Genomic DNA, 22,579 nt, shown 5'->3' on the forward strand with positions numbered 1-22,579 from the left:
ACCCTGTTACGTGGGGCGGCTCTTACCCGTTCCGCTCTCGGCGCCGGGAGAGAAACGCACCGCGAGCGGACTCAGCGGACCGAATCGAGTAGGAGACGCTGTTCGGTCCGCTTCACCTCGTGTTGGACGTCGCGGACCGCGTCGATGTTCGCCGAGATCGAGGAGACCCCCTTCTCGACGAGGAACTCGACCATCTCGGGCTTCGAGCCGGCCTGCCCGCAGATGCTCGTGTCGACGCCGAGCTCGCGGCACGTCTCGATGGTGTCGCCGATGAGCCGCAACACGGCGGGGTGGAGCTCGTCGAACCGGTCGGCGACGTGCTCGTTGTTGCGGTCGACCGCGAGCGTGTACTGCGTGAGGTCGTTGGTCCCGAAGGAGGCGAAGTCGATGCCCGCCTCGGCGAGCTCCTCGATCTGGAGCGCGCTGGCGGGCGTCTCGATCATCACGCCCCAGCGGTGCGTCTCGGGGTCGATCCCGGCCTCGCGCATGTGCCGCGCGATCCCCTCCACGTCGGCGGCGTCGTTGACCAGGGGGAACATCACCTCCAAATTGTCGTACCCCATGTCGTAGAGGCGCGCGAACGCGGCCAGCTCCTGCCGGAACGGCTCGGGCTTGTCGAGGCTCCGGCGGATCCCGCGCCAGCCGAGCATCGGGTTGTGCTCGGCCGGCTCGCCCTCGCCGCCCTCCAGCTCGCGGAACTCGTCGGTCGGCGCGTCGATGGTCCGGACGCGGACCGGTCGCGGGTAGAACTCGTCGGCGACGCGCCGGACGCCCTCGATCAGCTCGTCCTGATAGGCGCGGGCGCCGTGGTCGGCGATGTACGTCTCGGGCGTCTTCCCGAGCGACAGCACCATATGTTCGATCCGGAGCAGGCCGACGCCGTCGGCGCCCGTCGCCGCCGCGCGCTCGGCCGCCTCCGGGATCGAGACGTTCACCTTCACCTCCGTCGCCGTCATCGGCTTGACGGGGGTCTCGGGGCGCGCGGCCTCGACCGGCTCGAACTCCTCGCCCGGCTCGGCCGACTCGTCCTCGCCGGCCCGGAGCGTCCCCTTGTCACCGTCGAGCGTGACCTGTTGGCCGTCTTCGAGGACGCGGGTCCCGTTGCCCGTCCCGACGACCGCGGGGACGCCGAGCTCGCGGGAGATGATCGCGGCGTGGCTCGTCATCCCTCCCTCGTCGGTGACGATGCCGGCGGCGCGCTTCATCGCCGGCACCATGTCGGGCATCGTCATCTCCGTCACCATCACGTCCCCCTCCTGTACCTGATCGAGGTGGTCGAGCTTGTGGACGAGCCGGACGGCCCCGGAGACCACGCCCGGGCTGGCGCCGAGCCCGTCGACGAGCACGTCCGCGTCGTCGTCGCCGCCCCGCGCAGTCGTCGCGCCCTCGCCGTCGGCGGCCGCCGCGTCGGCGCCGCTCGCTCCGCCCTCGTCGCCGGCGTCCTCTCGGATCGTCGTGATCGGGCGCGACTGGAGCATGTATATCTCGCCGCCGTAGATCGCCCACTCGACGTCCTGCGGGGCGCCGTAGTGGTCCTCCACGCGCTCGCCGAGCTCGACGAGGTCGCCGATCTCCCCGTCCGAGAGGACCCGCTCGCTCCGCCGGTCCTCGTCGACGTCGAGCTGGACCGTCTCGCCGGTGTCGGGGTCTTTCACCATCTCGACCTTCTTGTCCGCGACGGTGACCTCGTCGACCGCGCCGCGCTCGCGGTCGTACACGTAGTTGTCGGGCGAGACGGTTCCGGAGACGACCGCCTCGCCGAGCCCCCACGCCGCCTCGATGGTGACCTGCGGGTCGCCCGTCGAGGGGTGGCTGGTGAACATCACGCCGGACTTCTCGGCGTCGACCATCCGCTGGACGACGACCGCGATGTCGACGTCCGCGTGCGGGAACCCGCGCTGCTGCCGGTAATAGATCGCGCGCTGGGTGAAAAGCGAGGCCCAGCACTCCTTGACGCGCCGGAGGAGGTCGTCCTCGCGGACGTTGAGGAACGTCTCCTGCTGGCCGGCGAACGAGGAGTCGGGGAGGTCCTCGGCGGTCGCGGACGAGCGGACCGCGACGAACGCCTCCTCGCCGTCCTCGCCCATCGCCCGGTACTGCTCCAGTATCTCCTCGCGGACCTCCTCGGGGAACGGGGTGTCGAGGATCAGCCGCTCGGCGGTCGCCTCGGCCTCGCGGAGGGCGGCGGAGTCCTCCGGGTCCACGTCGACCGCGTCGAACAGCTCGTCGTCGATCCCGGCCTCCTCGATGAACGTTCGATACGTGCCCGCGGTGACGGCGAACCCCGGCGGCACCGGGAGCCCCGCACCGATGAGTTCGCCGAGCGACGCGGCCTTCCCGCCGACGGTCCCGACGTCGTCGGCGTCGACGTCCTCCAGCAAGAGTACTGCCATTCGTGTACCCGGAGGATCCGCGAGGCGACCTATGAAGCTTCCGGCATGAGAAACGGTGAATAAAACACAACTCGGGACCGAGTTGTCTCCGACGGCGCAGCATGGGGGATCGTCCCGGACGCGAACCCGCGAACGAGCGACGGGCACCGTGCGGTAGCCCGACCGGAAACAGTTCGTCGACGACTGAACACCGATCGTCCGTCAAAACGAGGGCCGGAGCGTCGGGGACAGCGAACCGGATACCGGTTCGTACAACCTCGTAATCGATGAATCGGCCTATACTTACCTCCCGTTCCGCGTTCGGATCCCGTAACGAGTTACAGGGGCTGTAACAGCATTCCGGACGACTGTCCTCGGCTCGGAGTTCGCGTCGTCAGCTCTCGTCGAGCCGCCGACGCTCGTCGCGCAGCAGTCGCTCCCAGAGCCCGAACAGGGCGCTGTCGAGGTCGTACGCCTCGTCGACGCGCCGGACCCAGCGGTCGTCGGCGAACAGGTGCCGCTGGAACCGACGCACGTCCGGCGAGAGGTGGTCCCGATCGCCGCCGTAGTACGACAGCGACTCCTCGCGGGTCCGCGCGATAAGGTCGGCGGGCACGTCGATGCCGTCCGCGGCCGCGACGTGGACGAACCACTCTAAGTGGAGCAGCGAGTCGGCGAGCAGGAACCGCCCGCGGAAGCCGGAGGCCCGCGACAGCGCCGGCGCGCCGTCGATCCGCACGTCGGCCGGCCGCGAGAACCGCGGCGCGGTCGCGGTCACGGACGCCCGGTCGGCGACCGCGCCGGCGACTCGGCGCAGCCGCCAGTCGCAGTACCGCACCGGCGCGATGAGCGCGAGCTCGTACCACGTCGGCAGCCACTCGCAGTACGGCTCCGAGAACGCCCCGTCCGCGAGCAGCGTCGCCGCGACCGACCGGGCCTCGTCCGGCGTCAGTTCGTCGGGGGCCGTCCGGAGGCGGCGCTCGACTCGGTCGCCGTTGAGGCTGTCGACGCCCGAAAAGCCCATTCCCTCGGCGACGCCGGCTGTGTACGCGCGGCCGGCGGCGTACCAGCTCGCGAAGTCGGCGGTCGTCGTCAGCCGCAGCAGTCGGAGGACCGTGATACTGACATGACGGGCCGGGCCGGAATAACCGTTCGGTCAGCGGTCGACCGCGCCCCCACTCACCGCACCGTCCCCGGCCGCCGCGTCGGCGTCGTCCCCGTCCGGTTCGGCCGATCCGTCGAGCGCGTCGTCGAGCCCCCACTCGGCCGCGCGGTCGCGGGCCTCGGCTCGCGCCTGCTCGCGGATCGCATCGATCCGGTCGTCGTCCGCGAGGAAGGCGGCGACGGCGTCGTCCTCGTCGTCGCCGTCGCGCAGTCGCTCTCCGGGCGCCGCGTCGCGGGTCCGCTCGGCGAGGTCGGCGTCGTCGGCCAGCTCGGTCGCGGCCGCGTCGGGCGCGACCCGCAGCGACTCCTCCTCGTGGGCCGCCGCCAGTCCGCTCCGGTCGACGGCGTACAGCTCGACGCGGTAGGGGCCGGGGACCGCGAGCTCCGCGAGCGCGTCCGGCCCGCCGCTGTCCGTCACCGTGTTGTACGCCAGCACGGGCACGCCGTCCTCGAAGGTGAGGACGCCGCGTGCCTTGCCCGAGAGCAGCAGCGTCTCCTGCGGGACGAGCGTCGCGTAGCCGGTCAGCCCGCGGTCGAGCGCGCGCGACAGCGTCGTTCCCACGTCGGAGACTACCCGCGAGCGCAGGAGCGTCCCCCGCGGGACGGTGAGGGTCGGCGACGCCGACCCGTCGCCCTCCGGGCTTCCGCTCATGGCGTGTCGGGCACGACCGCGCTGCGGAACCGGTCGGCGACCGCGTCGCCGTCGCCGTCGCGCACGTCGAGCCGGTCGGCGGCCCGCCGGTAGCGCGCGGCGGCCTCGCTCTCCGGCGCGTGCGCGATCAGCGGCTCGCCGGCCCGGCGCGCCGCGCGGACCGCGTCGCTCTCGGGGACGTTCGCGAGGACGGGGCCGCCGAAGTGGCGCTCCGCCTGCGCGGCGACGTCGTCGGCCCCGCCTCTGACCTTGTTGAACAGGACGCCGGCCGTCTCCGTGCCGTACGAGCGCGCGTACTCCTGGACCTTCAGGCCGTCAGAGAGCGCGGGGATCGTCGGCTCGACGACGACGACGACGCGGTCCGCGAGGACGACCGGCAGCACGGCGGACTTCGAGCCCAGCGCGGCGGGCGAGTCGAGCAGGAGCACGTCGGTGTCGCGCGCGAGCTCGGCCACCACGTCGCGGAGCCGCTCCGGCTCCGCGGCCTCGAAGCCCGCGAGCGAGGTGCCACAGGGGACGACCGAGAGTCCGAACCGCTCGTAGGTCGCCTCGTTCACGTCCGTCGCGGTGCCCTCGACGAGGAGGTCGTGAAGGGTAACCGCCGCGTCGTCGAGCCCGGCGTGAAAGAGGAGGTTCGCCATGCCGGTGTCGGCGTCCACGACGGTCACGTCGTGGTCGGCCGCGAGCGCCATCCCGAGCGCGAGCGTGCTCGTCGTCTTCCCCGTGCCGCCCTTCCCGCTGGCGACCGCGAACGCCTCGACCATACGCCCGGTCGCCCGGCGGTCCGAATAAATCCTCTTCATCGCGCTCGCCCGCTTCGCTCCTCGGCCGTGTCGGCGGCAGCGCTTTTGATCCCGCGGCGCGATGGGAGCACCATGGCCGAGACGATAGCCGCCGACGAGTTCCGCGACAGGATCGACGAGCGACGGCGCGGCGAGCGCTCGTTCGCCGTGGTCGACACGCGACCCGAGGAGAGCTTCGCGGGGTGGCGCGTGGCGGACGCGGTCCACTACTTCTACAAGCCGTTCCACGAGTTCGACGTCGACGACTTCGAACGCGAGACCGGGCTCTCGCCCGACGACAGCGTAATCACGCTGTGCGCGAAGGGGAAGGCCTCCGACGACTTCGCCGCCGAGCTCGACGCCGCGGGGTACGAGGACGTGACCGTCGTCGCCGACGGCATGCGCGGCTGGTCCGCGGTGTACGACAGCACCGAGGTCCCGCTCGGCGACCCGCCCGACGCGGCCCCGCCGCTCGACCTCGTCCAGGTCCAGCGCCGCGCGAAGGGGTGTCTGGGCTACCTCGTGGTCGGCGGTCGCGAGCCGGGCGACGCGGATCACGTTCCTGCCGACCGATCCGACGCCCGGGACGGCTCCGACCGCGTCGCCGTCGCTATCGACGTCTCCAGACACGGCGACGAGTGGGTCGAGGCGGCCGCCGAACGCGGCGCGTCGATCGCGGCCGCCGTCGACACGCACGTTCACGCGGACCACCTCTCGGGCGGCCGGGCGCTCGCTGACGACCTCGGTGTCCCGTACTACCTGCCCGCCGCGGCCGCTGCCCGCGACGTGGCCTCCGAGTTCGAGCCGATCGAACGCAACGAGACGCTGGACGCCGGCGGCGTCGACCTGAAGGCGCTCGCGACGCCCGGGCACACCGACGACGGCGCGAGCTACCTCGTCGGCGACGCGGCGGTGCTCACGGGCGACACGCTGTTCACCGACAGCGTCGGCCGGACGGAGCTCCAGTTCTCGGCGGACGACGGCGGCGAGGGCGGCGCGGACGGTGGAGGCGTCTCGGACGGGGGTGCCGCGGGCGCGGCCCGTCGGCTGTACGACTCGCTCCACGGGACGCTGCTCGCGCAGCCGGACGGCGTCGTCGTCTGCCCGGGCCACTTCGCCGTCGCGAACGACGGCTCGACCGGGGAGGTCGAGCCCGGCGAGCCCGTCTTCACGACGGTCGGCGCCGCGCGCGGCGAGATCGACGTCCTCGGCCTCGACGCGGACGACTTCGTCGAACGGATCACGCGGACGCTGCCGGAGAAGCCGCCGAACTACGAGTCGGTGATCGCGGCCAACCGCGGGGTCGAGTCGCCGGCGGACGAGACCGCCGCGATCGAACTCGAACTCGGTCCGAACCGCTGCGCCGCCGAGCCGGACGCCGGCTCCCCCGCGGACGACGACTGACGCGTCGCGCCGGACCGCTCACTCGTCGTGGATGAAGACGAGCCGCTTCGACTCCGTGTTGACGAGACAGAGGTCGATCCCGTCGCGGGTGGCGCCGATCTGCTGCCAGCCGTGGTCGCTGACGAACAGCGTCTGGAAGACGCCGCGGTCGCAGTCCGGGTTCGGACAGCCGACCCCCGCGGCGTTCTTGTAGACGGTGGTCCCGCCGCCCGAACTCTGTCGCACCAGCCCGTCGGTCAGCGACCGGAACTCCTCGGCGGACATCGGACTCTCGGCGTCGTCGTCTCCCATGTCTCTGCGTTCGCGGGCGACCGTCTAAAAACCGCCTGCCCGTGGCAACAGGTGACACAGTGTCGGTCCGAAACGGCCTCCGCGCTCACTCCGCGTCGCCTTTCGCCCGCTCCGCGTGCGCGTCCGCGAGCCGCGTCGGCTCGGGGAGCTTGTAGCCCGCGCACAGCGCCGCGACGAGGTCGACGGCGCTCTCCGCGGACACGCGGTGCCCGGGACTGACGTAGAGGGGGTTCACCCGCCTGCTGTTCGGGTACTGGCGTGACTGGAACGCGTGGCCGATCACCGTCCCCGGCTCGGCCGTCGTCACCGCGTCGTCCGCGCGGATCGGCGTCCGCCAGCCCGCGGGGCGCTCGGCCGTCGGCTCGTCGGGTTCGCCGCAGAGGAGGCTCTTCGCGACGCCGACGCTCGGCACGTCGCACAGGACGCCGACGTGCGTCGCGAGCCCCGCCTCCCGGAAGTGGATCCGGCCGGAGCCGTCGCAGACCAGCAGATCGGCCTCGGCGTCGAGCGCGTCGAGCGCGGCCAGTATCGGCTCGCCCTCCCGGAACGCGAGCAGGCCCGGAATGTACGGGATCGACAGCGGCGTGGTCGCGCTCGCGTACTCGACCACGGTCCCGTCGCGGAACGCAACCGCAGCGGAGACGGCGGCGTCGGGACGGTCGCCCGCGCGGTCGGTGCGGAACGCTTGGTCGACGCCGACGACGGTGGGCACACCGGACTCCTCCACCGCGCCGCCGGTACCGGGGAGCGTCTCGTTCGCGACCGCGTCCGGGCGAGCCGGCGGGAGGCCGTCGGCGAGCGAGGCGGCCGACTCGACCGCGACGGCGGCCGGGTCGAGCGCGTGGTCGTCGTCGAACGCCGCGGCCGCCGCGATCTCGCGCTGGAGCGACTCCATCTCCTGCCGCGACAGCGACGGGTCGGGACGGAGATCGGGCCGCGCGAGGTCCATTAGAAGCGTCCGCCCGGACCGCCGGGGCCTCCCGGACCCCCGGGACCGCGGGCGCCGCCCATCGAGACGCCGCCCATGCCGCCCGCGGAGCGGGCGAGCCCCTCGTTGCGCTTGCCGAACGCGAGCCCGATGGCGAACCCGATCAGGTGCGCGAGGTGCGCGATGCCGCCCACGCCGCCCGTGCCGCTCGTGACCACGAGCAGCGCGGAGACGACCGCGATCCCCCACGTGAGGTACTTGATCTTCATCGGGATGACGAAAAAGAGGAGGACCTGCATGTTCGGCCGCCAGACGGTGAGGACGCCGAGGATCGCGAAGCCGGCGCCGCTGGCGCCGAGGACCCCCGTCGGCGGGGCGTTCGTCGCGATCGCGAAGAGGACGTGGCCGAGCCCCGCGGCGATCCCCGCCCCGAAGAAGAACGCCGCGAACCGCTTCGACCCGACGGCGCGCTCGACGAGGGGGCCGAAGAACAGGATGACCACGCTGTTGCCGATGATGTGGAACAGCTGTCCCGGGGCGTGCGAGAACACCGAAGTCACCCACGTCCAGACGTTCGTGACCGCCTCCGACTGGAGCACGAACAGGGTGTTGTGGAGCGATTGGCCGCCGACGAACAGCGCGACCCACTGCGCGACAAACGTGACCCACATCGCCAGCAGGATCGCGTACGTCGCGTTGTTGCGGAAGAAGCTCACGAACCCGCCGGTGCCGGTCTCGCGGTCGACCCGACGCTTGATGCGGTCGACGACTCCGCCCCGCCGCCCCGCGCGTCGGCGGCGCCGCCCGCGGCCCCGCCCTCGACGCTCTCGTCGAAGCCGCTGTCGAAGACCCCGCCGGGGTCGTCCCACTCGGCGAGGCCCGGACAGTTGTGGTTCTCGGGCAGTCGGTGCTCGGCGCAGAACGTCTGGCCGCACCGCTTACACTGGTACGGGAGGTTCTCGTACTCCCCGCATTCGTCGCACGTCGCCATTGACGACACTTACGCGGGCGGTCGTAAAGCGGTTTGGCTCCGTCCCGGGCGCGTCGGCCGGTCGGCGACGCGGCGAGCCGGGCCTGGCGACCGGATCGACGTGCGCGACGGCGACGCGGTCGCCGCGTTCAGTCCAGTACCCGCCCGGCGACGACCGCGACGGCGACCCCGGTGACCGCCACGCCGACGAGCGTCGGGACGAGTCGGCCGGACCCCCACTCCCACCCGAGGAATCGGGTGCCGACGACCGCGACGAGGGCGACGAGGAGGCCGAACGCGGAGACCACCGACGACTGATCCGATCCGATGAGGGCCATCTCACCGCCGTAGTTCGACGGCGGGCGTGAAAAGTGTCCGCCCCTACGCGCGCCCGGTTTGCTGTCCCTACGCGTCCGGCTCACCGCCTCTACGCGCCCGGCTCACCGCCTCTACGCGCCCGGCTCGCCGCCTCGAAGCCTGTCGACGAGGGTTCGGAGCGTCGCGAGCGGGTACTGCCCCGGCGCGGTCGCCTCCGCGGGGTCGACGGGCGCGTAGCCGATCTTCGAGCCGTAGACCGGGGCGACCGCGCGGGTGTGACGCCCCGGCTCGCCCATACACATCGTCGCGACCCGATGGCCAGCGACGGTCGCCTCGTGGGTCGCCTCGAGCATCGCCAGCGCGTCCGCCGGGGCGGTCGCGGTCGTCGCTAGCTTCCCCACGTCGCCCTCGCTCGCGGCGTCGGCGAGCAGGTCGACCAGCGCGGCCGGCTCGGGCGTCGACTCGAAGTCGTGGACCGACGCGACCACCGCCACCCCCTCCCTTCGGGCCGCGTCACGCAGCGCTGTCGCGTGCGACTCCTCGGCCGGGTCCGGGTGCGTCCCGCGCAGCGCGGCGAGCTCCACGTCGACCGCGGCGACCGCGTCGCGGGCGACCGTGTCGGAGAGCGCGTCGTAGCGCGCGAGCCCGTCGGCCTCGCCGCCCTCCCACGACGCCCGGTTCGTGACGAGCAGGGGGAGCTCGCCGTCGTAGCTCGCCAGCTGGTCGCGCGGGGCGTCCGCGAGGTCCATCCGGAACTCCACCGCGTCGGCGTGGTCGCGGGCCCGCGGCTCCTCGGAGAGGTCGGCCGTGCTCGCCGCGAGGACGAACTCCTCGAACATACGCGGGCGTACCGCGGGCGGGGACTTAGCTGGTCGGGGTAGAACGGCGTGGGGGTCGGTCGGGTCGGCGGGGAAAGCGTCCGCTTACGCGACGAGGCCGTCCTCGGCCTCCAGCAGCTCGTGGTACCGGTTCCGGATGGTGACCTCGGAGATGTCGGCGACCTCCGAGACGGCGGCCTGCGTCGTCTTCTCGTTCGTGAGGAGCGCGGCGGCGTAGACGGCGGCCGCGGCGAGGCCCACCGGCGACTTACCCGAGTGGACGCCCTTCTCCTTGGCGTTGCGGAGGAGGCTCTTCGCGCGCATCTCCGACTCCTCGCTCAGTTCGAGGTCGGAGGCGAACCGGGGGACGTACTGCTCGGGGTCGGCCGGCTTCACTTCGAGCTTCAGTTCGCGGACGACGTAGCGGTACGTCCGCGCGATCTCAGCCTTCTCGACGCGCGACACGTCGGCGATCTCGTCGAGGCTGCGCGGGACGCCGGCCATCCGGGCGGCGGCGTACACGCAGGAGGTGGAGACGCCCTCGATGGAGCGACCGGGGAGCAGGTCCTCGTCGAGCGCGCGTCGGTAGATGACCGAGGCCGTCTCGCGGACGTTGTCCGGGAGCCCCTGCGCGCTCGCCATGCGGTCGATCTCGCCGAGCGCCTGCTTCAGGTTGCGCTCCTTGGAGTCGCGGGTGCGGAACCGCTCGTTCCACTTGCGGAGCCGCTGCATCTTCTGGCGCTGGCGCGCGCCGAGCGACCGGCCGTACGCGTCCTTGTCGCGCCAGTCGATGTTCGTCGAGAGCCCCTTGTCGTGCATCGTGTTCGTCGTCGGGGCGCCGACGCGGCTCTTCTCGTCCTTCTCGCGGGAGTCGAACGCGCGCCACTCCGGGCCGCGGTCGACCGAGTCCGCCTCGACGACGAGCCCGCAGTCGCTGCAGACGGTCTCCCCGTGTTCCTCGTCGTTGATGACGTGCCCGCCGCACTCCGGGCAGCTGAGCGTCTCGTCCGTGTTCTCCGATTCCTCCTCGTTCGTCTCCGTTCGGGAGCGACTCCCCCGTGTGTGTAGTCGTTCACTCATAGCTCGGTGGCCCCCGGAAACTGAAACTGCCCGAGAGCGATCTTACGTTACCGTCGGCAGAAGATAACTTAAAACGACCGGAACGTGTCGCTCGGATCTCGACAAAAGAACACGATCTATCACGCGTTTTCGCCGATCCCCGATCGGTCGGGACGCGCGGACGACCTCGGCCGCCTGCGGCCGCTATCACCGCCGCGGCGCCGCGTCAGCGTGGCGATCGAAACCGTTGAGACGACCGCGACCGGATCGGACGCCATGTCCGCGCCCCGTGTCGTCTCGCTCGCACCGAGCGCGACCGCGACGGTCGCCGGCCTCGGGGCGGCCGACCGCCTCGTCGCCGTCACCGCCCACTGCGACCTCCCGGACGGCTCCAACCCCGGGTCGGCGCACGGTTCCGACCTCCCGACCGCCGTCGGCGGGTGGCTGAACCCCGACCTCGACCGCGTCGCCGCCCTCGACCCGGATGTCGTCCTCACGAGCGACGCGCTCCAGGCCGACCTCGCGGCCGCCTGCCGCGACCGCGGCCTCGACGTCGCGCACCGCGAGCCCGCAACGCTCGACGACGTGTTGGACGGGTTCGCGGCCCGCGGCGCCGACGTGGACCGCCCCGAGGCCGGCGAGCGCCTCGCGGCCGACGCCCGCGAGCGACTCGACCGGATCGCCGAGGCCGTCGCCGACCGCCGCCGTCCGACCGTGTACTGCGAGGAGTGGTCCGACCCGCCGATGGCAGCCGGCAACTGGGTCCCCGACGCCGTCCGCGCCGCCGGCGGACGCTACCCGTTCGCCGAGCCGGGCGAGCGCTCCCGCGAGGTGGAGCCCGCAGACGTCGAGCGCGCCGATCCCGACCACGTCGTCGTCCACGTCTGCGGGCACGGCGACCGCGTCGACCCCGCCGGCGTCGCCGGGCGCGAGTGGGTCGACGCCCCCGTTCACGTCCTGGACGACTCCCTCCTGAACCAGCCGAGCCCCGCCCTGATCGACGGCGTCGAGCGGCTGGCGCGCTTGCTCCATCCCGAGGCGTTTTCGGCGCCGGACGACGACGCCCGGACATGACGATCCTGCGAGTCGGCGTCGGCAGCGGCAACCCGGTGAAGCGGCGCGCGGTCGAGCTGGCGGTCGGGTCGGCGGGCGACGACGACCTCCCCGGCGGTCCGACCGGCGTCGCGGTCGAGTCGGTCCCGGTCGACTCCCGCGTGAGCGAGCAGCCGACCGGCCACGCCGAGACGGTCGCGGGCGCGGAGAACCGGGCCCGCGCGGCGCTCGAACCCGACCGCGACCTCGGCGTCGGCATCGAGGGCGGCGTCGCGGGATTCGACGGCGCCGACGAGCGGTTCCTGATCATGTGGGCGGCCGTGACCGACGGCGACCGCGTCGGCCGCGCCGCCGGGCCGAGCCTCGCGCTCCCGGCGAACGTCGCCGCCCGCATCGACGACGGGGCGGAACTCGGTCCCGTGATGGACGACCTCCTCGGCACCGACGGCGTCGCGACGCGCGGCGGCGCCGTCGGGGCGCTCACGAACGGTCGCGTCGACCGGGCGGAGGCGCTCGCGGCCGCGGTGAGCGGCGCGCTCGGTCCCTTCGTCGCCGAACTGTACTGAGCCCGTCCGCGTCGCCGCCCCGGTTCGAAGACCGTACCCAAACCCGCTGCTGGGACGGGACTCTCGCTCGTCTCACCGTAGAAAACCGCAAGACTGCGGCGTGTTAACCCGACCTACCAACCGGCTTATGCGGGGTGATGACGTGAAGGCTGTATGAGCACGGCTCACCCGGACGCGGTCGCAGCTGAATCGGCCGGCCTCTCCGCGAAACAGGCGCGTATCCTGCGGTACCTCCGCGAGAACGCGTCCGACCGGACGTACTTCAAGTCGCGGCTGATCGCCAACGACCTCGACCTCTCGGCGAAAGAGGTCGGCGCGAACATGAGCGCGGTCGTCGACGCCGCCACCGATATCGACGTCGAGAAGTGGGGGTACTCCTCCGGCACGACGTGGATGGTCACGGCCTGACCGAAGTCAGGGGTCGTACGCGACCAGCGACGCCGCCTCGTCGGCGAACGCGACGGCCTCGGCGTCGAATGAGTCGGCGTACCGGACGACGAGCGTGAGCAGCCGCTCCGGCTCGGTCAGCGCGTAGCCGTCGGTCCGGTCGAGGAGGCCCGCGCCCTCCAGGTCGGCGGCCGCCGCGCTTATCGTCGGCCGCGAGACGCCGAGGGCCTCCGCGAGGTCGGCGCCGGTGGCGCTCGGGTCGCGCAACAGCGCGAGGATCATCCCGCGGGGCGTCTCTCGCCGCAGGTAGCCGAGCGCCCGCTTGTCGGTCTCGTCGAAGCGCCCGGCGGGGAAGAAGCGCCGGTAGTCTGCGTCCTTCACCGACTCGATCTCGCCCGCCTCTTCGAGCTTCCGGAGGTGGTACTGCGCCTCGCCGGTGCCGAGCCGGAGGTCGTCGCGGAGCTTCGAGAAGTGCGCGCCGGGGGTCGTCGGCACGTAGCCGCGGATCGCCTCCCGCGTCTCGTTCGCGTCCCCGCTTCCGTCGTCCGCGCTCGCGGTGCCGACGAACGGCGCGGCCGCTCCGACCGCGGCGAAGCGGCGGAGCGTCTCGCGTTTCCGTCCGTCGAACCCCTCTGTCACGCCGAGTAGTAGTCTACGCCCCGACAAAAACACTTCGTTCGATCCAATTCGGCGCGGAGAATCGACAGCCTTGACCGCGCTCCGCGCCGATTTACTGCTCCTTCTCCACTTCCGCCGCCTCTTCGTCGTCCATCTCTTGGATGACCTCGTCCGCGGACCTGATGCTCGCGCCGGCGTCGCCCGACTTCACGGCCTCGGCCTCCTTCTCTAACTCCTCGACGTTCATCTCCGCCGACTCCTCGATCTGGCCGAGGATCTCGTCGATGTCGTCGAGGCCGAGCATCTTCCGCGTGTCGGCGTCGAACTCCTTCCCGTCGAGCCCCTCCATCTCCTGGACGTCGGAGCCGGAGAGGGCCTTGCCGTAGCGGCCGACGAGGCTGGTGAGCTCTTGCGGGAGGACGAAGGTGGTGGACTCGCCTTTCCCGATCTCCTCTAGGGTCTCCATGCCGCGCTCGATGATGGCGCGTTCGCCCATCGACTCGGCGGAGCGGGCGCGGAGGACCGTCGAGATGGCGTCCCCCTGTGCTTCGAGGATCTGGGACTGCTTTTCACCCTGCGCGCGGATGATGTTGGACTGCTTGTCACCCTCGGCCTGCTCGACCGCGGAGCGGCGTTCACCCTGCGCTTCGAGGATCATCGCGCGGCGGCGGCGCTCGGCGGAGGTCTGCTGCTCCATCGCCTGCTGGACGTCTTTCGAGGGGTTGACCTCGCGGACCTCGACGCTCTCGACGCGGATCCCCCACTCGTCGGTGGGCTCGTCCAGTTCCTTGCGAATCTTTGCGTTGATCTCTTGGCGCTTGTTCAGCGTGTCGTCGAGCTCCATGTCGCCGAGGACCGCCCGGAGGGTGGTCTGCGCGAGGTTCGAGACGGCCTTCTTGTAGTCGTCGACTTCGAGGAACGCCTTCTTCGCGTCCATCACCTTGATGTAGACGACCGCGTCGGCGGTCACGGGAGAGTTGTCCCGCGTGATCGCCTCTTGCCGGGGCACGTCCAGCGTCTGGGTCCGCATGTCGAACGGGTACGTGCGGGAGACGAACGGCGGGATGAGGTTGATCCCCGGTTCGAGCAGTTTGCGGTACTCGCCGAAGACGGTGAGCGTCTTCTTCTCGTAGGCGTCGACGATCTCGAACGACTGCCAGAGCGTGACGACCACGAGCAGAAGCGCGAGCAGGCCGACACTCACGAGCCCGAAGCCGAGGCCGGCTTGGAGGGTGATCGGTTCCATGCCTCCTAGTTAGGCCATCCCACGGTTAATAGTTCGCCTGTCGACGCCGTACCGTCCCGCAGTCCCCGGGTCGCGGCGCCGCGGCCGCGCGCTGCCCGCTCCCGAAGCGTCACTCGTTCCCGTCGAACTCGGCCGCGACGTTCTCCAGCGCCGCCCGGAGTTGCCGCTCGTTGAACCGACGGACAACGGGTGCGCCGAGCCTCGTGAGCGCGTTCTCCGGCAGGCCGTACGTCGCGGCGTACGTCAGCTCCGTCCCCCGGTCGACGGGCTCGGTCCGGAGGTCGATGGTGCCGGTGAGCCGCCCCCGGAGTTCGAAGACGTGGCGCTCGGACGGCTCGTGGAGGGTCTGGACGATCTCGCCGTCGATGCCGACTCCCGCCATCCGGTAGGTGTACGAGAGGCGCTTCCCGCCGTTCGCCAGCGGTTCGACGTCCCGAACGTCCGTGAGCCCGGGCGTGACCGCCGCGTGGTTCGCCGGATCGTCGAGGAACGCGAACACGGACTCGGGGTCGGCCGCGACGACGATCGCGTCGCTCGCGGCGAACGGATCGTCGCCCGCGTCCGGCCCGTCGTCGCTCGGGCTCGACTGCTCGTCGCTCATGCGGCGGCACCCCCGCTCACAGACCCCTGGGCCATCAGTTTGACCGGGGATCGACGTACGCCTCGACCAGCTTCCGCTCGGCCGCGCGGAGGTGCTGGTGGAACGTCTGTCGGGTGATCCCCATCCGCTCCGCGATCTCCGACCCGTCGACCGGCCGCGGCCACTCGAAGTAGCCGTTCAGCTCGGCGGTCTTCAGCGCCGCCCGCTGCCGGTCGGTGAGCCGCTCGTCGACCGCGGCCGCGAACTCAGCGACGGTCCGGTCGCGGCTCTCGCGCTCGACGCGCGAGCGGAGCTCGACGCCCTCGTACTCGTCGCGGAACACGTCGAGGATCGACCGGACGTCGCGCTCGGGCGGCGCCTCTATCGTCAGCGTCGCTCCCTCCGGCGTGGCGGTCGCCTCGGCGACGACGCCGCCGTGATCGGCCAGCTGGGTGAGCGGCGGCGACTCGGTGACGGTGACGGCGAAGCTGACGCCGTCGTTCGTCTCCGAGACGGTCCGCATCGATTCGACCAGCGGGAGGGAGGCGAGCTCGTCGAGGTCGACGCCCTCGCCGTCGGCGCGGAAGTACAGTTCGCAGGCGTCGTCGTCGAGTCGCGTCGTCCCGAGGTGTTCAACTTCCCCGCCGACCGCGTCTGCGATCCGCGCGAGCGACGCCGTCGAGTCGCGGATCCCGACCACGAGCTCCACCACGCGGTCGGTCGTGAGTATCTCCGTGGTCTCGATGGAGTGGAGCCCGTTCGCGATCATCTTCCCGACGGACTCGCACACCCGCCGCTCGCGGCGGTCGAGCACGTCCGCGCCGCTGCCGTAGATAGCCAACAGGCCGTACTGCCGCTCTCCGTACGTCAGCGGCACGACGAGGAGGCGCCGCCCGCCGGCGGTCTTCGGTTCGAGCGGGCCGTCGGCGACGTGCTCTATCGAGCCGCTGTGCGGCTCCCCCGTCTCGACCGTCTCCCGTACCTCCGCCGGCGTCTCCTCGATGTCGAACGTCGCGCCCGACTCGACCGCCACGCCGCTCGCGGCGCGTATCTCGAGCCGACCGGTCGCGGACGACACCTCGCCGATCCACCCGCCGGCGTACCCCGGTTCGCCGGCGACGACCTCGCACACGCGCTCCGAGATGACGCCCGAGTCGCGGTTCTCGACGAGGATGCGACTGATATCGCTGAACAGCCCGTTCACGCGGCCCAACACCCTGTCCAGCGAGCGCCGCTCCGTCGCGAGCTTCTCGGCGCGCTCCTCGGCGAGCCGCTCCGCCGCCTTCCGCTCGCTGATGTCGTTCTGGAACCCGACGTAATGGGCCAGCTCGCCCTCCTCGTCGTAGATCGGCGCGACCGTCAGCTCGTTCCAGAACGGGGTCCCGTCGCGCCGGTAGTTCCGGATCTCGACGGTCGCCTCCTCCTCGTTCGCGATCGCTTCTCCGATCTCGTCGACGGTCTCCGGGTCCGTCCCCGGTCCCTGGAGGAACCGCGGGTTACGGCCGAGCGCCTCCTCGACCGGGTAGCCGGTGTGCTCCTCCCACGCGTTGTTGACGTACACGAGCGGGTAGTCCGGGAGGTCCGGATCGCTCATGCTGATCCCGATCGGCGCGTCCTCGACGGCCCGCGTCACCTCTCCCGCGGACGGCTCGTGGTCGGACACGTCCTGTCGCGGCTCCGAGGTCGGCACCCCCGAGCAGACCGTCGAGACGTCGGAGACGAGCCGTTCGATCGACGCCGATCCGTTCTTCTGGAGGAACCTGTCGACGCCGTTCTCGAAGGCGGCCTCGGGGACGCCCTCCTCGTCCGTCTCGGTAAACATCACGACCGGGACGCCCGCGTCGGACTCCTCGATCGCGGTCGCGAGCGCAACCCCGTCGTCGCCGGCGAGGGCGTACTCGCTGACGACGCAGTCGTACTCCCCGGTCGTCGCCTTCGCGACCGCGGACGAGGCCGTGTCAGTGCGCGTCACTTCGAACCCCGCGGCGCCGAGCGCCGTCTCAATCCGATCGCTCCCCTCCTCCGGGTGGACGAGGAGCGCCCGAGCGTTCGCCATGCTCCGCCCTTCGCACCGACACGGGTTAATGCTTGCCTGCCTTCCGGCGGTCCGGGTCTCCCCCCGCGGGTCGGACGACTTGGACGGCGTGGACCGACCGCCCGGGCTCCAGTCGGCTGTCCAGTTAGGGGGTGATTACTTTGTGGTCGGTGGGCGTAACGATCGACGTATGCTGTCGACGATAGTCGCCGCCGGACCGTCCCGCGAGCGAGCCCGGACACGATGAGCGTGCGCGTTCCGGTCCGCGAGCCGCCCGCGTCGGTTCCCGAAGACCGCGTCGGCCTCCCCGAAGCCGTCCTCGCCGACCTCGGCGTCGCCCCCGGCGGTTCGATCGCCGCCGAGGGGTCGCACCGCGTCGTCGCCCCGGTCGTCGCGGTCGACGTCCAGACGCGTGCCGTCTTCCTCCCCGAGCGGCTCCGCCGGAGCGCCGGACTCGATCCGGGTGACAACGCGACCGTCGCGGCGTCGTCGCTCCCGGTCGCGTCGTCGATCACGCTCCGGCACCGGCAGTCCGTCGACCTCGAGCGGAGCGAGGACGCCATTCGCCGCCGGCTCGATCGGCGGGCCGTGGCCGTCGGCGACGAGGTCGAGGTGACGCGCCTCGGCGGCGCGCTCACGCTCCGGTTCGACGTGCGGGACGTGACCCCCTCGTCGCCGGCGGTCGTCGGCGACGACACCGAGATCGCCGTCGCGGCCGACGACGGCCCGGACGTCGTCGCCGAGTCCCCGGGAACCGGTGGCCCCGGCGCCGGCGTCGTTCCGACGGCGACGTTCGACCGCCTCCTGGACGCCGTCTCCACGCGGTTCGACGCGGCGGAGACCTTCGAGTCCGCCGGCTCTCCGACGCTCGGGCTGCTCCTCCACGGGCCGCGCGGGTCGGGGAAGACGACGCTCGTCGAGGCCGTCGCGGCCGCGACCGACGCGACGCTCGTCCGCGCCTCGGCGGCCCGGCTCCGAGGCGAGCGGACGAGCGACCGCACGGACCGCCTCGACCGGCTCGTCGAGGCGGTTCCCGCGGGGGAACCGACGGTGGTCCTCCTCGACGACCTCGAAGCGCTCGGGGCCGACGACGGTGCCGACTCCGCGCTGGCCGACCGCCTCCGGTCGACGGTCGACGAGCTCCGCGCGGGGGACCGGACGGTCGTGATCGGCGCGACCACGGACCCCAGCGGCGTGCCGTCGGCGCTGCGCCGCGGCGGGCGGTTCGACCGCGAACTGGAGGTCGAGCCGCTGACGGCGGCCGAGCGCGCCGACGCGCTCGAAGCGCTCTGCGAGGGCGCGTCGCTCGCGATGGACGTCGACTTCGAGGCGGTCGCGGCGCGGCTCAACGGGTACGTGTTCGCCGATCTGGCGGTCCTCGCGGACGCGGCGCTGGAGCGCGCGGTCCGCCGCGACGGCCGGACCGCGATTCGGATGGCCGACTTCGACGCCGCGCTCGACGACGTCGAGGCCACCGGGCTGCGAGAGGTCACCGTCGAGTTCCCCGCGGTCGGCTGGGACGAGGTCGGCGGGCTCGACGAGGCGAAGCGGGAGCTGGTGCGCGCGGTGTACTGGCCCTTCGAGTACGCCGACCGCTTCGCGGAGCTCGGGATCGACCCCCCGTCCGGCGTGCTGCTGTACGGCCCCCCCGGAACCGGGAAGACGCTGCTCGCGCGCGCGGCGGCGAGTCTCAGCGACGCGAACTTCATCCCGGTGAACGGGCCCGAACTGCTCGACAAGTACGTCGGCGAGTCGGAGAAGGCGGTCCGCGACCTGTTCGCGACCGCCCGCGAGAACTCCCCGGCGGTGATCTTCTTCGACGAGGTCGACGCGATCTCCCCCCGGCGCCGCGGCGACGACACCGGCGCCGGCGAGCGCGTCGTGTCGCAGCTGCTGACCGAACTCGACGGGCTGGAGCCGCTGACCGACGTCGCGGTGATCGCGGCGACGAACCGCCCGGACGCCATCGACGAGGCGCTGCTCCGGCCGGGCCGGATCGAGAAGGCGGTCGAGACGCCGCTCCCCGATCGAGACGCCCGCAGGGAGATCCTGGAGATCCACGCCCGCGAGATGCCGACGGCGGCCGGCGTCGACCTCGACGCCCTCGCCGACCGCACCGGCGGCTACAGCGGCGGCGACATCGCGGCGCTGGTCCGGGAGGCCGGGCTGCTCGCGATCGAGGACGCGATCGTCGACGACGGACCGGTCGACCCGACCGTCGGGCGTGACCACTTCGAGCGCGCGCTCGCCGAGACATCGCCCTCGACCCGGGACGGGAGGGCCGACGCCGGGCTGCCTGAGAAGTGAACGGTCAGGGAACGGGCGCGGCTCGTGCGGAGAACGACGGCACCGCCGCGATCGGCGGTGCGACGCGAGCCGCGCTTCTCGCCCGCCTCAGTCCGACTCCTCGTGGAGGTTGAGGACGAAGTAGACGACGCCGATCATGGCGACCAGCTCCAAGGCCGCCATCGTCCAGAACCGGGCGTTGAACCCGCCTCCCGGCTCCTGTAGCGTCGGGATCAGGAATATCCCGACGAGCGCGGTCACGACGCAGGCGGCGAGTCCGACGACGGACCGTGTACGCAGCACTGGCGGCTGTTCGGTGGTAGTGTCAGTCATGTCGAAAAATGAACGCTGGAAACGGTTGAACCGTGTTGTTCTGCCGCGTCGGGTCCGCTAGCCGATCAGTCCGCGGCGGAGGCCTCGGCGCCCGCAGAGGGCTCCGGTGCCTCGGTGTCGCCGAGGATCGCGCGGCTGCGGAGCAGGATGAAGCCGAACCCGACCTTGGCGGTCACGTCGAGCACCATGAACAGGAGGGTCTCGATGCCGAGGCCGACGACGCCGGCACCCTCGGTACCGATGATCCACAGGATCGGGTAGGCCGTCCAGAGCACCAACACCAACGCCGTAAGGGTGTTGAACGTGCTCGCGACCTCGGGACCGCGCTCCTTCGCAGCGGCGCGCAGGCTCGTGGCGAGGAAGTACAGCACGACGATCATGCAGATCGTGCTGAACAGCCACCACGTGTACCGCGCGAGCGGCGTGTGCGAGAGCGCGCCGACGAGTCCGGTGACGATCATCAGCGCGTCGACGCCGACGAGCGTGCCGATGCTCACGCGGTCGACCTTCGCCAGCAGCGCGAGGTCGAGCAGCAGCAGCGGCGTGGTGAACAGCCAGTCCGCGTACCGCGCGTAGTAGATGTCCAGCATTTCGCTGCCGACCTGAACTTCCGTCAGGCCGATGCCGAAGAACATCGACAGGTACGCTGCCGACGCGATCCCCGGCACGAGGATCGTGATCGAGTAGTACTCACGGGCCTCCTTGTCAGTGACCCCCCATCCTTTAACGATGAAGTAGAAGGTCCCGATGAGCATCAGTAGCGTGCCTATGCCCAACCAGAGCGTCTCGGGGCGACCGTCCCCGAGCAGATCAGCTCCAACGGCTGCGGTTAGCGCTATCGGGTCCATACCCACTTCGTTATACTGTGTATATTCTATTCAGATCGATGCCAACCTAGTCAGGTATCGCCCCGTGACGACGCCCCCTTCTGGCGCGGGGTCCGGCGCCGGTCGACCCTGACGGGCCGCGGGTCGGGGTGACGTTGTCGGCCTGAAAGTAATGACCCTGGGGCTCTACCAGTCTCGTATGGCAGACGACGACGCCGAGGCGGAAGCCGAACAGCGTAGCGAAAGCACTGCGGAACAGGAAGCGGAGGAGACCGACGACGTCACCATCGACGTCGAGGCGATAGACGCCTACGAGCAGCGCATCGAGGAGCTGTCCACCGCGGTCGAGGAGCGCGAGGAGACGATCGAGGAGCTCCAATCGGTCGTCGAAGAGCAGTCCGAACAGATCGAACGGCTCGAAGGGCAGTTCCTCGATCTGTCCGCGCGCGTGGCGGACGGACGGAACATCGGCGTCTGCCCCGAGTGTAACGGCCCCACGGAGAAGAAGGAGCGGCTGTTCAGATCGGACACGATCGAGTGCACGCGTTGCGGCGAAGTGATTCACACGTACTGACGCCGCCGCCCGAACCGCCCCCTTCGGAGCGGTGAAACGCCCGCGGAGACGGTCGCAGGGACGACCCGAATATAAAACACCGAATAATGGCGACGAGGCCCTAACCCGGTAACGGCCGTACATACGTCCATGTCGACGACGACGGCGAGCCCGGTGCGGCGACTCCTCGGTGAACCGGAACGGACGGCCATCGGTGCCTCGCGCGTGGCGCTGCTCCTCCTCGCGGTCGGATTCGGCGCCCTGTCCGCGGTCGGCACCGACGTGTCGCTCCGGACTCAGATGATCGCGTACCTCGTCGGGATGGTCGCGTTGAACCTCCCGCACGGGGGGTACGAACACTTCTCGAATCTCCGCCGGCGGGGGCTCCCGTTCGGCGCGCGGTACGTGGCGCTCTACCTCGGCTTCGTCGCGTCGTTCGTGGTCCTGTTCGTCGTCGCGCCGTTGCCCGCGCTCGCGCTCGCGTTCGGGACGGCGGTCGCGAAGGGCGGGCACGGCGACCTCCGCGTGATGGACGCGCTGATCGGAACCGACCACCTCCCCACCAAGCCCCAGCGAGCGCTCGCCGCGCTGATCCGCGGCGGCGCCGTGATGATCGTCCCCGCCGTCTTCTGGACCGAGACCTACTACAGCTTCACCGGCATCATGTTGGGCGTCTTCGACGGTCGGTTGGCCGGCCCGGCCGCCTCGAACCCGGAGACGTTCACCACGGCGCTCGGCGCGGTCTTCGGGCTCGGCGTGATGACGCACCTCGGCGGCGGCCTCGCGACTAGCCTGCGCTCGACCGGCGGCGTCAGCCGGTCGTGGCTCCTCGACGCCGCGGAGACGCTGCTGCTCGTCGCGTACTTCGCGCTCGTGCCCGTGGTCGTCGCCATCGGGCTCTACTTCCCGCTGTGGTACTCGCTTCGGCAGTCGGCGCGGAGCATGGTCGTCGAACAGGAGCAGCCCGACCGGACGGAAGGCGTCTCGCTCGTCGTCGCGTGGGGCGTCCTCGTCGTCGGGGCGCTGGTCACGGCGAGCGTCGCGACCGCCCTGTGGACCGTCGCGCCGAACCCGCTGGCCGGCGGCTCGCTGCTCTCCGGCGCGGTCGCCTTCTACACCATCTTCGTCTGCGTCATCGCGATGCCGCACGTCGTGGTCGGCGAATGGCTCGACTTCGGCCGCGGCATCTGGTACGTCCCCTGACCGAGGCGTCTTGGCCTCGCGGCCGCGCCCTCCGTTTCGGTCGACACACACCTCGGCAGTCCCGGACTCTCGCGACCGGGCCGCCGCCGCGCGGTCGACGAGATAACAAACCCTAAAACCCGGCTCGGCGACCG

General features: G+C 71.4%; 22 protein-coding genes and 1 pseudogene. 7 read left to right on the forward strand and 16 right to left on the reverse strand.

Annotation, left to right across the window (positions count from 1 at the left end; all coding sequences use genetic code 11):
• Positions 1-71: 71 nt before the first annotated feature.
• From ppsA to EO776_RS04085, 4 genes are all read right to left on the reverse strand, one after another.
• Entirely contained in the window at positions 72-2,393 is a 2,322-nt protein-coding gene (ppsA, locus tag EO776_RS04070; protein ID WP_086216187.1) for a phosphoenolpyruvate synthase, read from the reverse strand.
• Positions 2,394-2,766: 373 nt separating this feature from the next.
• Complete coding sequence (locus tag EO776_RS04075) at positions 2,767-3,396, reverse strand: hypothetical protein (RefSeq protein WP_094519380.1); 630 nt, start codon at positions 3,394-3,396, stop codon at positions 2,767-2,769.
• A gap of 132 nt (positions 3,397-3,528) precedes the next feature.
• Positions 3,529-4,188 carry a hypothetical protein gene (locus EO776_RS04080; RefSeq protein WP_049932476.1) on the reverse strand — a complete coding sequence of 220 codons (660 nt, stop codon included), beginning with the start codon at positions 4,186-4,188 and terminating at the stop codon, positions 3,529-3,531.
• On the reverse strand, positions 4,185-4,952 hold the full coding sequence (locus EO776_RS04085; protein WP_089307936.1) for a nucleotide-binding protein: 768 nt from the start codon (positions 4,950-4,952) through the stop codon (positions 4,185-4,187). The genes EO776_RS04080 and EO776_RS04085 overlap by 4 nt, the downstream gene beginning before the upstream one ends.
• A gap of 111 nt (positions 4,953-5,063) precedes the next feature.
• On the opposite strand from EO776_RS04085, the gene EO776_RS04090 reads away from it, so the two are divergent.
• Positions 5,064-6,374 carry an MBL fold metallo-hydrolase gene (locus EO776_RS04090; protein WP_094519379.1) on the forward strand — a complete coding sequence of 437 codons (1,311 nt, stop codon included), beginning with the start codon at positions 5,064-5,066 and terminating at the stop codon, positions 6,372-6,374.
• 18 nt (positions 6,375-6,392) lie between these two features.
• Here the strand turns inward: EO776_RS04090 and EO776_RS04095 are convergent, their stop codons facing one another.
• The 6 genes and pseudogenes from EO776_RS04095 to EO776_RS04120 form a co-directional block, all read right to left on the reverse strand.
• Positions 6,393-6,665, reverse strand: a complete 273-nt coding sequence (locus EO776_RS04095; protein ID WP_004596496.1) for a DUF7385 family protein — start codon at positions 6,663-6,665, stop codon at positions 6,393-6,395.
• 85 nt (positions 6,666-6,750) lie between these two features.
• Positions 6,751-7,614: an endonuclease V gene (locus EO776_RS04100; protein ID WP_049932480.1), complete on the reverse strand. Its 864-nt coding sequence runs from the start codon at positions 7,612-7,614 to the stop codon at positions 6,751-6,753.
• Positions 7,614-8,584 (reverse strand): annotated as a pseudogene (locus tag EO776_RS04105) (rhomboid family intramembrane serine protease). The gene EO776_RS04100 and the pseudogene EO776_RS04105 overlap by 1 nt, the downstream one beginning before the upstream one ends.
• A 128-nt stretch (positions 8,585-8,712) precedes the next feature.
• Entirely contained in the window at positions 8,713-8,901 is a 189-nt protein-coding gene (locus EO776_RS04110) for a multidrug transporter (protein WP_094520188.1), read from the reverse strand.
• A gap of 111 nt (positions 8,902-9,012) precedes the next feature.
• Positions 9,013-9,720 (reverse strand): type I 3-dehydroquinate dehydratase, encoded by a 708-nt coding sequence (locus tag EO776_RS04115; RefSeq protein ID WP_094520187.1) that lies wholly within the window; start codon positions 9,718-9,720, stop codon positions 9,013-9,015.
• An 84-nt stretch (positions 9,721-9,804) separates the two neighbouring features.
• Positions 9,805-10,779: a transcription initiation factor IIB gene (locus tag EO776_RS04120; protein ID WP_006114298.1), complete on the reverse strand. Its 975-nt coding sequence runs from the start codon at positions 10,777-10,779 to the stop codon at positions 9,805-9,807.
• Positions 10,780-11,034: 255 nt separating this feature from the next.
• On the opposite strand from EO776_RS04120, the gene EO776_RS04125 reads away from it, so the two are divergent.
• The 3 genes from EO776_RS04125 to EO776_RS04135 all read left to right on the forward strand — a co-directional run bounded on the left by EO776_RS04125 (position 11,035) and on the right by EO776_RS04135 (position 12,785).
• Entirely contained in the window at positions 11,035-11,832 is a 798-nt protein-coding gene (locus EO776_RS04125; RefSeq protein ID WP_094520650.1) for a helical backbone metal receptor, read from the forward strand.
• Positions 11,829-12,377, forward strand: coding sequence for a DUF84 family protein (locus EO776_RS04130; RefSeq protein WP_049932488.1), 549 nt, complete (start codon positions 11,829-11,831; stop codon positions 12,375-12,377). The genes EO776_RS04125 and EO776_RS04130 overlap by 4 nt, the downstream gene beginning before the upstream one ends.
• Positions 12,378-12,530: 153 nt before the next feature.
• Entirely contained in the window at positions 12,531-12,785 is a 255-nt protein-coding gene (locus tag EO776_RS04135) for a DUF7123 family protein (RefSeq protein ID WP_049932489.1), read from the forward strand.
• 6 nt (positions 12,786-12,791) lie between these two features.
• On the opposite strand, the gene EO776_RS04140 is transcribed toward EO776_RS04135, so the two are convergent.
• The 4 genes from EO776_RS04140 to EO776_RS04155 form a co-directional block, all read right to left on the reverse strand.
• Positions 12,792-13,403 (reverse strand): winged helix-turn-helix transcriptional regulator, encoded by a 612-nt coding sequence (locus tag EO776_RS04140; RefSeq protein WP_049932491.1) that lies wholly within the window; start codon positions 13,401-13,403, stop codon positions 12,792-12,794.
• Between the two features lie 91 nt (positions 13,404-13,494).
• Positions 13,495-14,628 carry an SPFH domain-containing protein gene (locus EO776_RS04145; RefSeq protein WP_085682739.1) on the reverse strand — a complete coding sequence of 378 codons (1,134 nt, stop codon included), beginning with the start codon at positions 14,626-14,628 and terminating at the stop codon, positions 13,495-13,497.
• Between the two features lie 109 nt (positions 14,629-14,737).
• A complete protein-coding gene (locus tag EO776_RS04150; protein ID WP_086216350.1) occupies positions 14,738-15,229 on the reverse strand; it encodes an SRPBCC family protein in 492 nt (163 codons plus the stop codon).
• 34 nt (positions 15,230-15,263) lie between these two features.
• Entirely contained in the window at positions 15,264-17,264 is a 2,001-nt protein-coding gene (locus EO776_RS04155) for a bacterio-opsin activator domain-containing protein (protein ID WP_089307933.1), read from the reverse strand.
• A 222-nt stretch (positions 17,265-17,486) separates the two neighbouring features.
• Between EO776_RS04155 and EO776_RS04160 the strand changes: the two genes are divergently transcribed.
• Positions 17,487-19,550: an AAA family ATPase gene (locus tag EO776_RS04160; RefSeq protein ID WP_094520647.1), complete on the forward strand. Its 2,064-nt coding sequence runs from the start codon at positions 17,487-17,489 to the stop codon at positions 19,548-19,550.
• A gap of 87 nt (positions 19,551-19,637) precedes the next feature.
• On the opposite strand, the gene EO776_RS04165 is transcribed toward EO776_RS04160, so the two are convergent.
• Complete coding sequence (locus EO776_RS04165; protein ID WP_049931340.1) at positions 19,638-19,862, reverse strand: hypothetical protein; 225 nt, start codon at positions 19,860-19,862, stop codon at positions 19,638-19,640.
• A 65-nt stretch (positions 19,863-19,927) separates the two neighbouring features.
• Entirely contained in the window at positions 19,928-20,710 is a 783-nt protein-coding gene (locus tag EO776_RS04170; protein ID WP_080508572.1) for a bacteriorhodopsin, read from the reverse strand.
• 178 nt (positions 20,711-20,888) lie between these two features.
• Here EO776_RS04170 and EO776_RS04175 point away from each other — a divergent pair, with 178 nt between their 5' ends.
• Entirely contained in the window at positions 20,889-21,263 is a 375-nt protein-coding gene (locus tag EO776_RS04175) for a SlyX family protein (protein ID WP_049931338.1), read from the forward strand.
• Between the two features lie 129 nt (positions 21,264-21,392).
• A complete protein-coding gene (locus EO776_RS04180; protein WP_094520646.1) occupies positions 21,393-22,445 on the forward strand; it encodes a Brp/Blh family beta-carotene 15,15'-dioxygenase in 1,053 nt (350 codons plus the stop codon).
• Positions 22,446-22,579: the final 134 nt, after the last annotated feature.

Origin of the sequence: Halorubrum ezzemoulense, from assembly GCF_004126515.1 — an archaeon.
In the GTDB taxonomy this organism is placed as follows: Archaea; Halobacteriota; Halobacteria; order Halobacteriales; family Haloferacaceae; genus Halorubrum; species Halorubrum ezzemoulense.

What these genes read in the sequence shown, in the direction of transcription:
- EO776_RS04095 (WP_004596496.1), bottom strand. Translation starts at nt 6,665, where the DNA reads ATGGGAGACGACGACGCCGAGAGTCCGATGTCCGCCGAGGAGTTCCGG.
- EO776_RS04085 (WP_089307936.1), bottom strand. Translation starts at nt 4,952, where the DNA reads ATGGTCGAGGCGTTCGCGGTCGCCAGCGGGAAGGGCGGCACGGGGAAG.
- EO776_RS04120 (WP_006114298.1), bottom strand. Translation starts at nt 10,779, where the DNA reads ATGAGTGAACGACTACACACACGGGGGAGTCGCTCCCGAACGGAGACG.
- EO776_RS04110 (WP_094520188.1), bottom strand. Translation starts at nt 8,901, where the DNA reads ATGGCCCTCATCGGATCGGATCAGTCGTCGGTGGTCTCCGCGTTCGGC.
- EO776_RS04155 (WP_089307933.1), bottom strand. Translation starts at nt 17,264, where the DNA reads ATGGCGAACGCTCGGGCGCTCCTCGTCCACCCGGAGGAGGGGAGCGAT.
- EO776_RS04160 (WP_094520647.1), top strand. Translation starts at nt 17,487, where the DNA reads ATGAGCGTGCGCGTTCCGGTCCGCGAGCCGCCCGCGTCGGTTCCCGAA.
- EO776_RS04170 (WP_080508572.1), bottom strand. Translation starts at nt 20,710, where the DNA reads ATGGACCCGATAGCGCTAACCGCAGCCGTTGGAGCTGATCTGCTCGGG.
- EO776_RS04125 (WP_094520650.1), top strand. Translation starts at nt 11,035, where the DNA reads ATGTCCGCGCCCCGTGTCGTCTCGCTCGCACCGAGCGCGACCGCGACG.
- EO776_RS04115 (WP_094520187.1), bottom strand. Translation starts at nt 9,720, where the DNA reads ATGTTCGAGGAGTTCGTCCTCGCGGCGAGCACGGCCGACCTCTCCGAG.
- EO776_RS04100 (WP_049932480.1), bottom strand. Translation starts at nt 7,614, where the DNA reads ATGGACCTCGCGCGGCCCGATCTCCGTCCCGACCCGTCGCTGTCGCGG.
- EO776_RS04175 (WP_049931338.1), top strand. Translation starts at nt 20,889, where the DNA reads ATGGCAGACGACGACGCCGAGGCGGAAGCCGAACAGCGTAGCGAAAGC.
- ppsA (WP_086216187.1), bottom strand. Translation starts at nt 2,393, where the DNA reads ATGGCAGTACTCTTGCTGGAGGACGTCGACGCCGACGACGTCGGGACC.
- EO776_RS04150 (WP_086216350.1), bottom strand. Translation starts at nt 15,229, where the DNA reads ATGAGCGACGAGCAGTCGAGCCCGAGCGACGACGGGCCGGACGCGGGC.
- EO776_RS04080 (WP_049932476.1), bottom strand. Translation starts at nt 4,188, where the DNA reads ATGAGCGGAAGCCCGGAGGGCGACGGGTCGGCGTCGCCGACCCTCACC.
- EO776_RS04180 (WP_094520646.1), top strand. Translation starts at nt 21,393, where the DNA reads ATGTCGACGACGACGGCGAGCCCGGTGCGGCGACTCCTCGGTGAACCG.
- EO776_RS04075 (WP_094519380.1), bottom strand. Translation starts at nt 3,396, where the DNA reads ATGGGCTTTTCGGGCGTCGACAGCCTCAACGGCGACCGAGTCGAGCGC.
- EO776_RS04165 (WP_049931340.1), bottom strand. Translation starts at nt 19,862, where the DNA reads ATGACTGACACTACCACCGAACAGCCGCCAGTGCTGCGTACACGGTCC.
- EO776_RS04130 (WP_049932488.1), top strand. Translation starts at nt 11,829, where the DNA reads ATGACGATCCTGCGAGTCGGCGTCGGCAGCGGCAACCCGGTGAAGCGG.
- EO776_RS04135 (WP_049932489.1), top strand. Translation starts at nt 12,531, where the DNA reads ATGAGCACGGCTCACCCGGACGCGGTCGCAGCTGAATCGGCCGGCCTC.
- EO776_RS04145 (WP_085682739.1), bottom strand. Translation starts at nt 14,628, where the DNA reads ATGGAACCGATCACCCTCCAAGCCGGCCTCGGCTTCGGGCTCGTGAGT.
- EO776_RS04090 (WP_094519379.1), top strand. Translation starts at nt 5,064, where the DNA reads ATGGCCGAGACGATAGCCGCCGACGAGTTCCGCGACAGGATCGACGAG.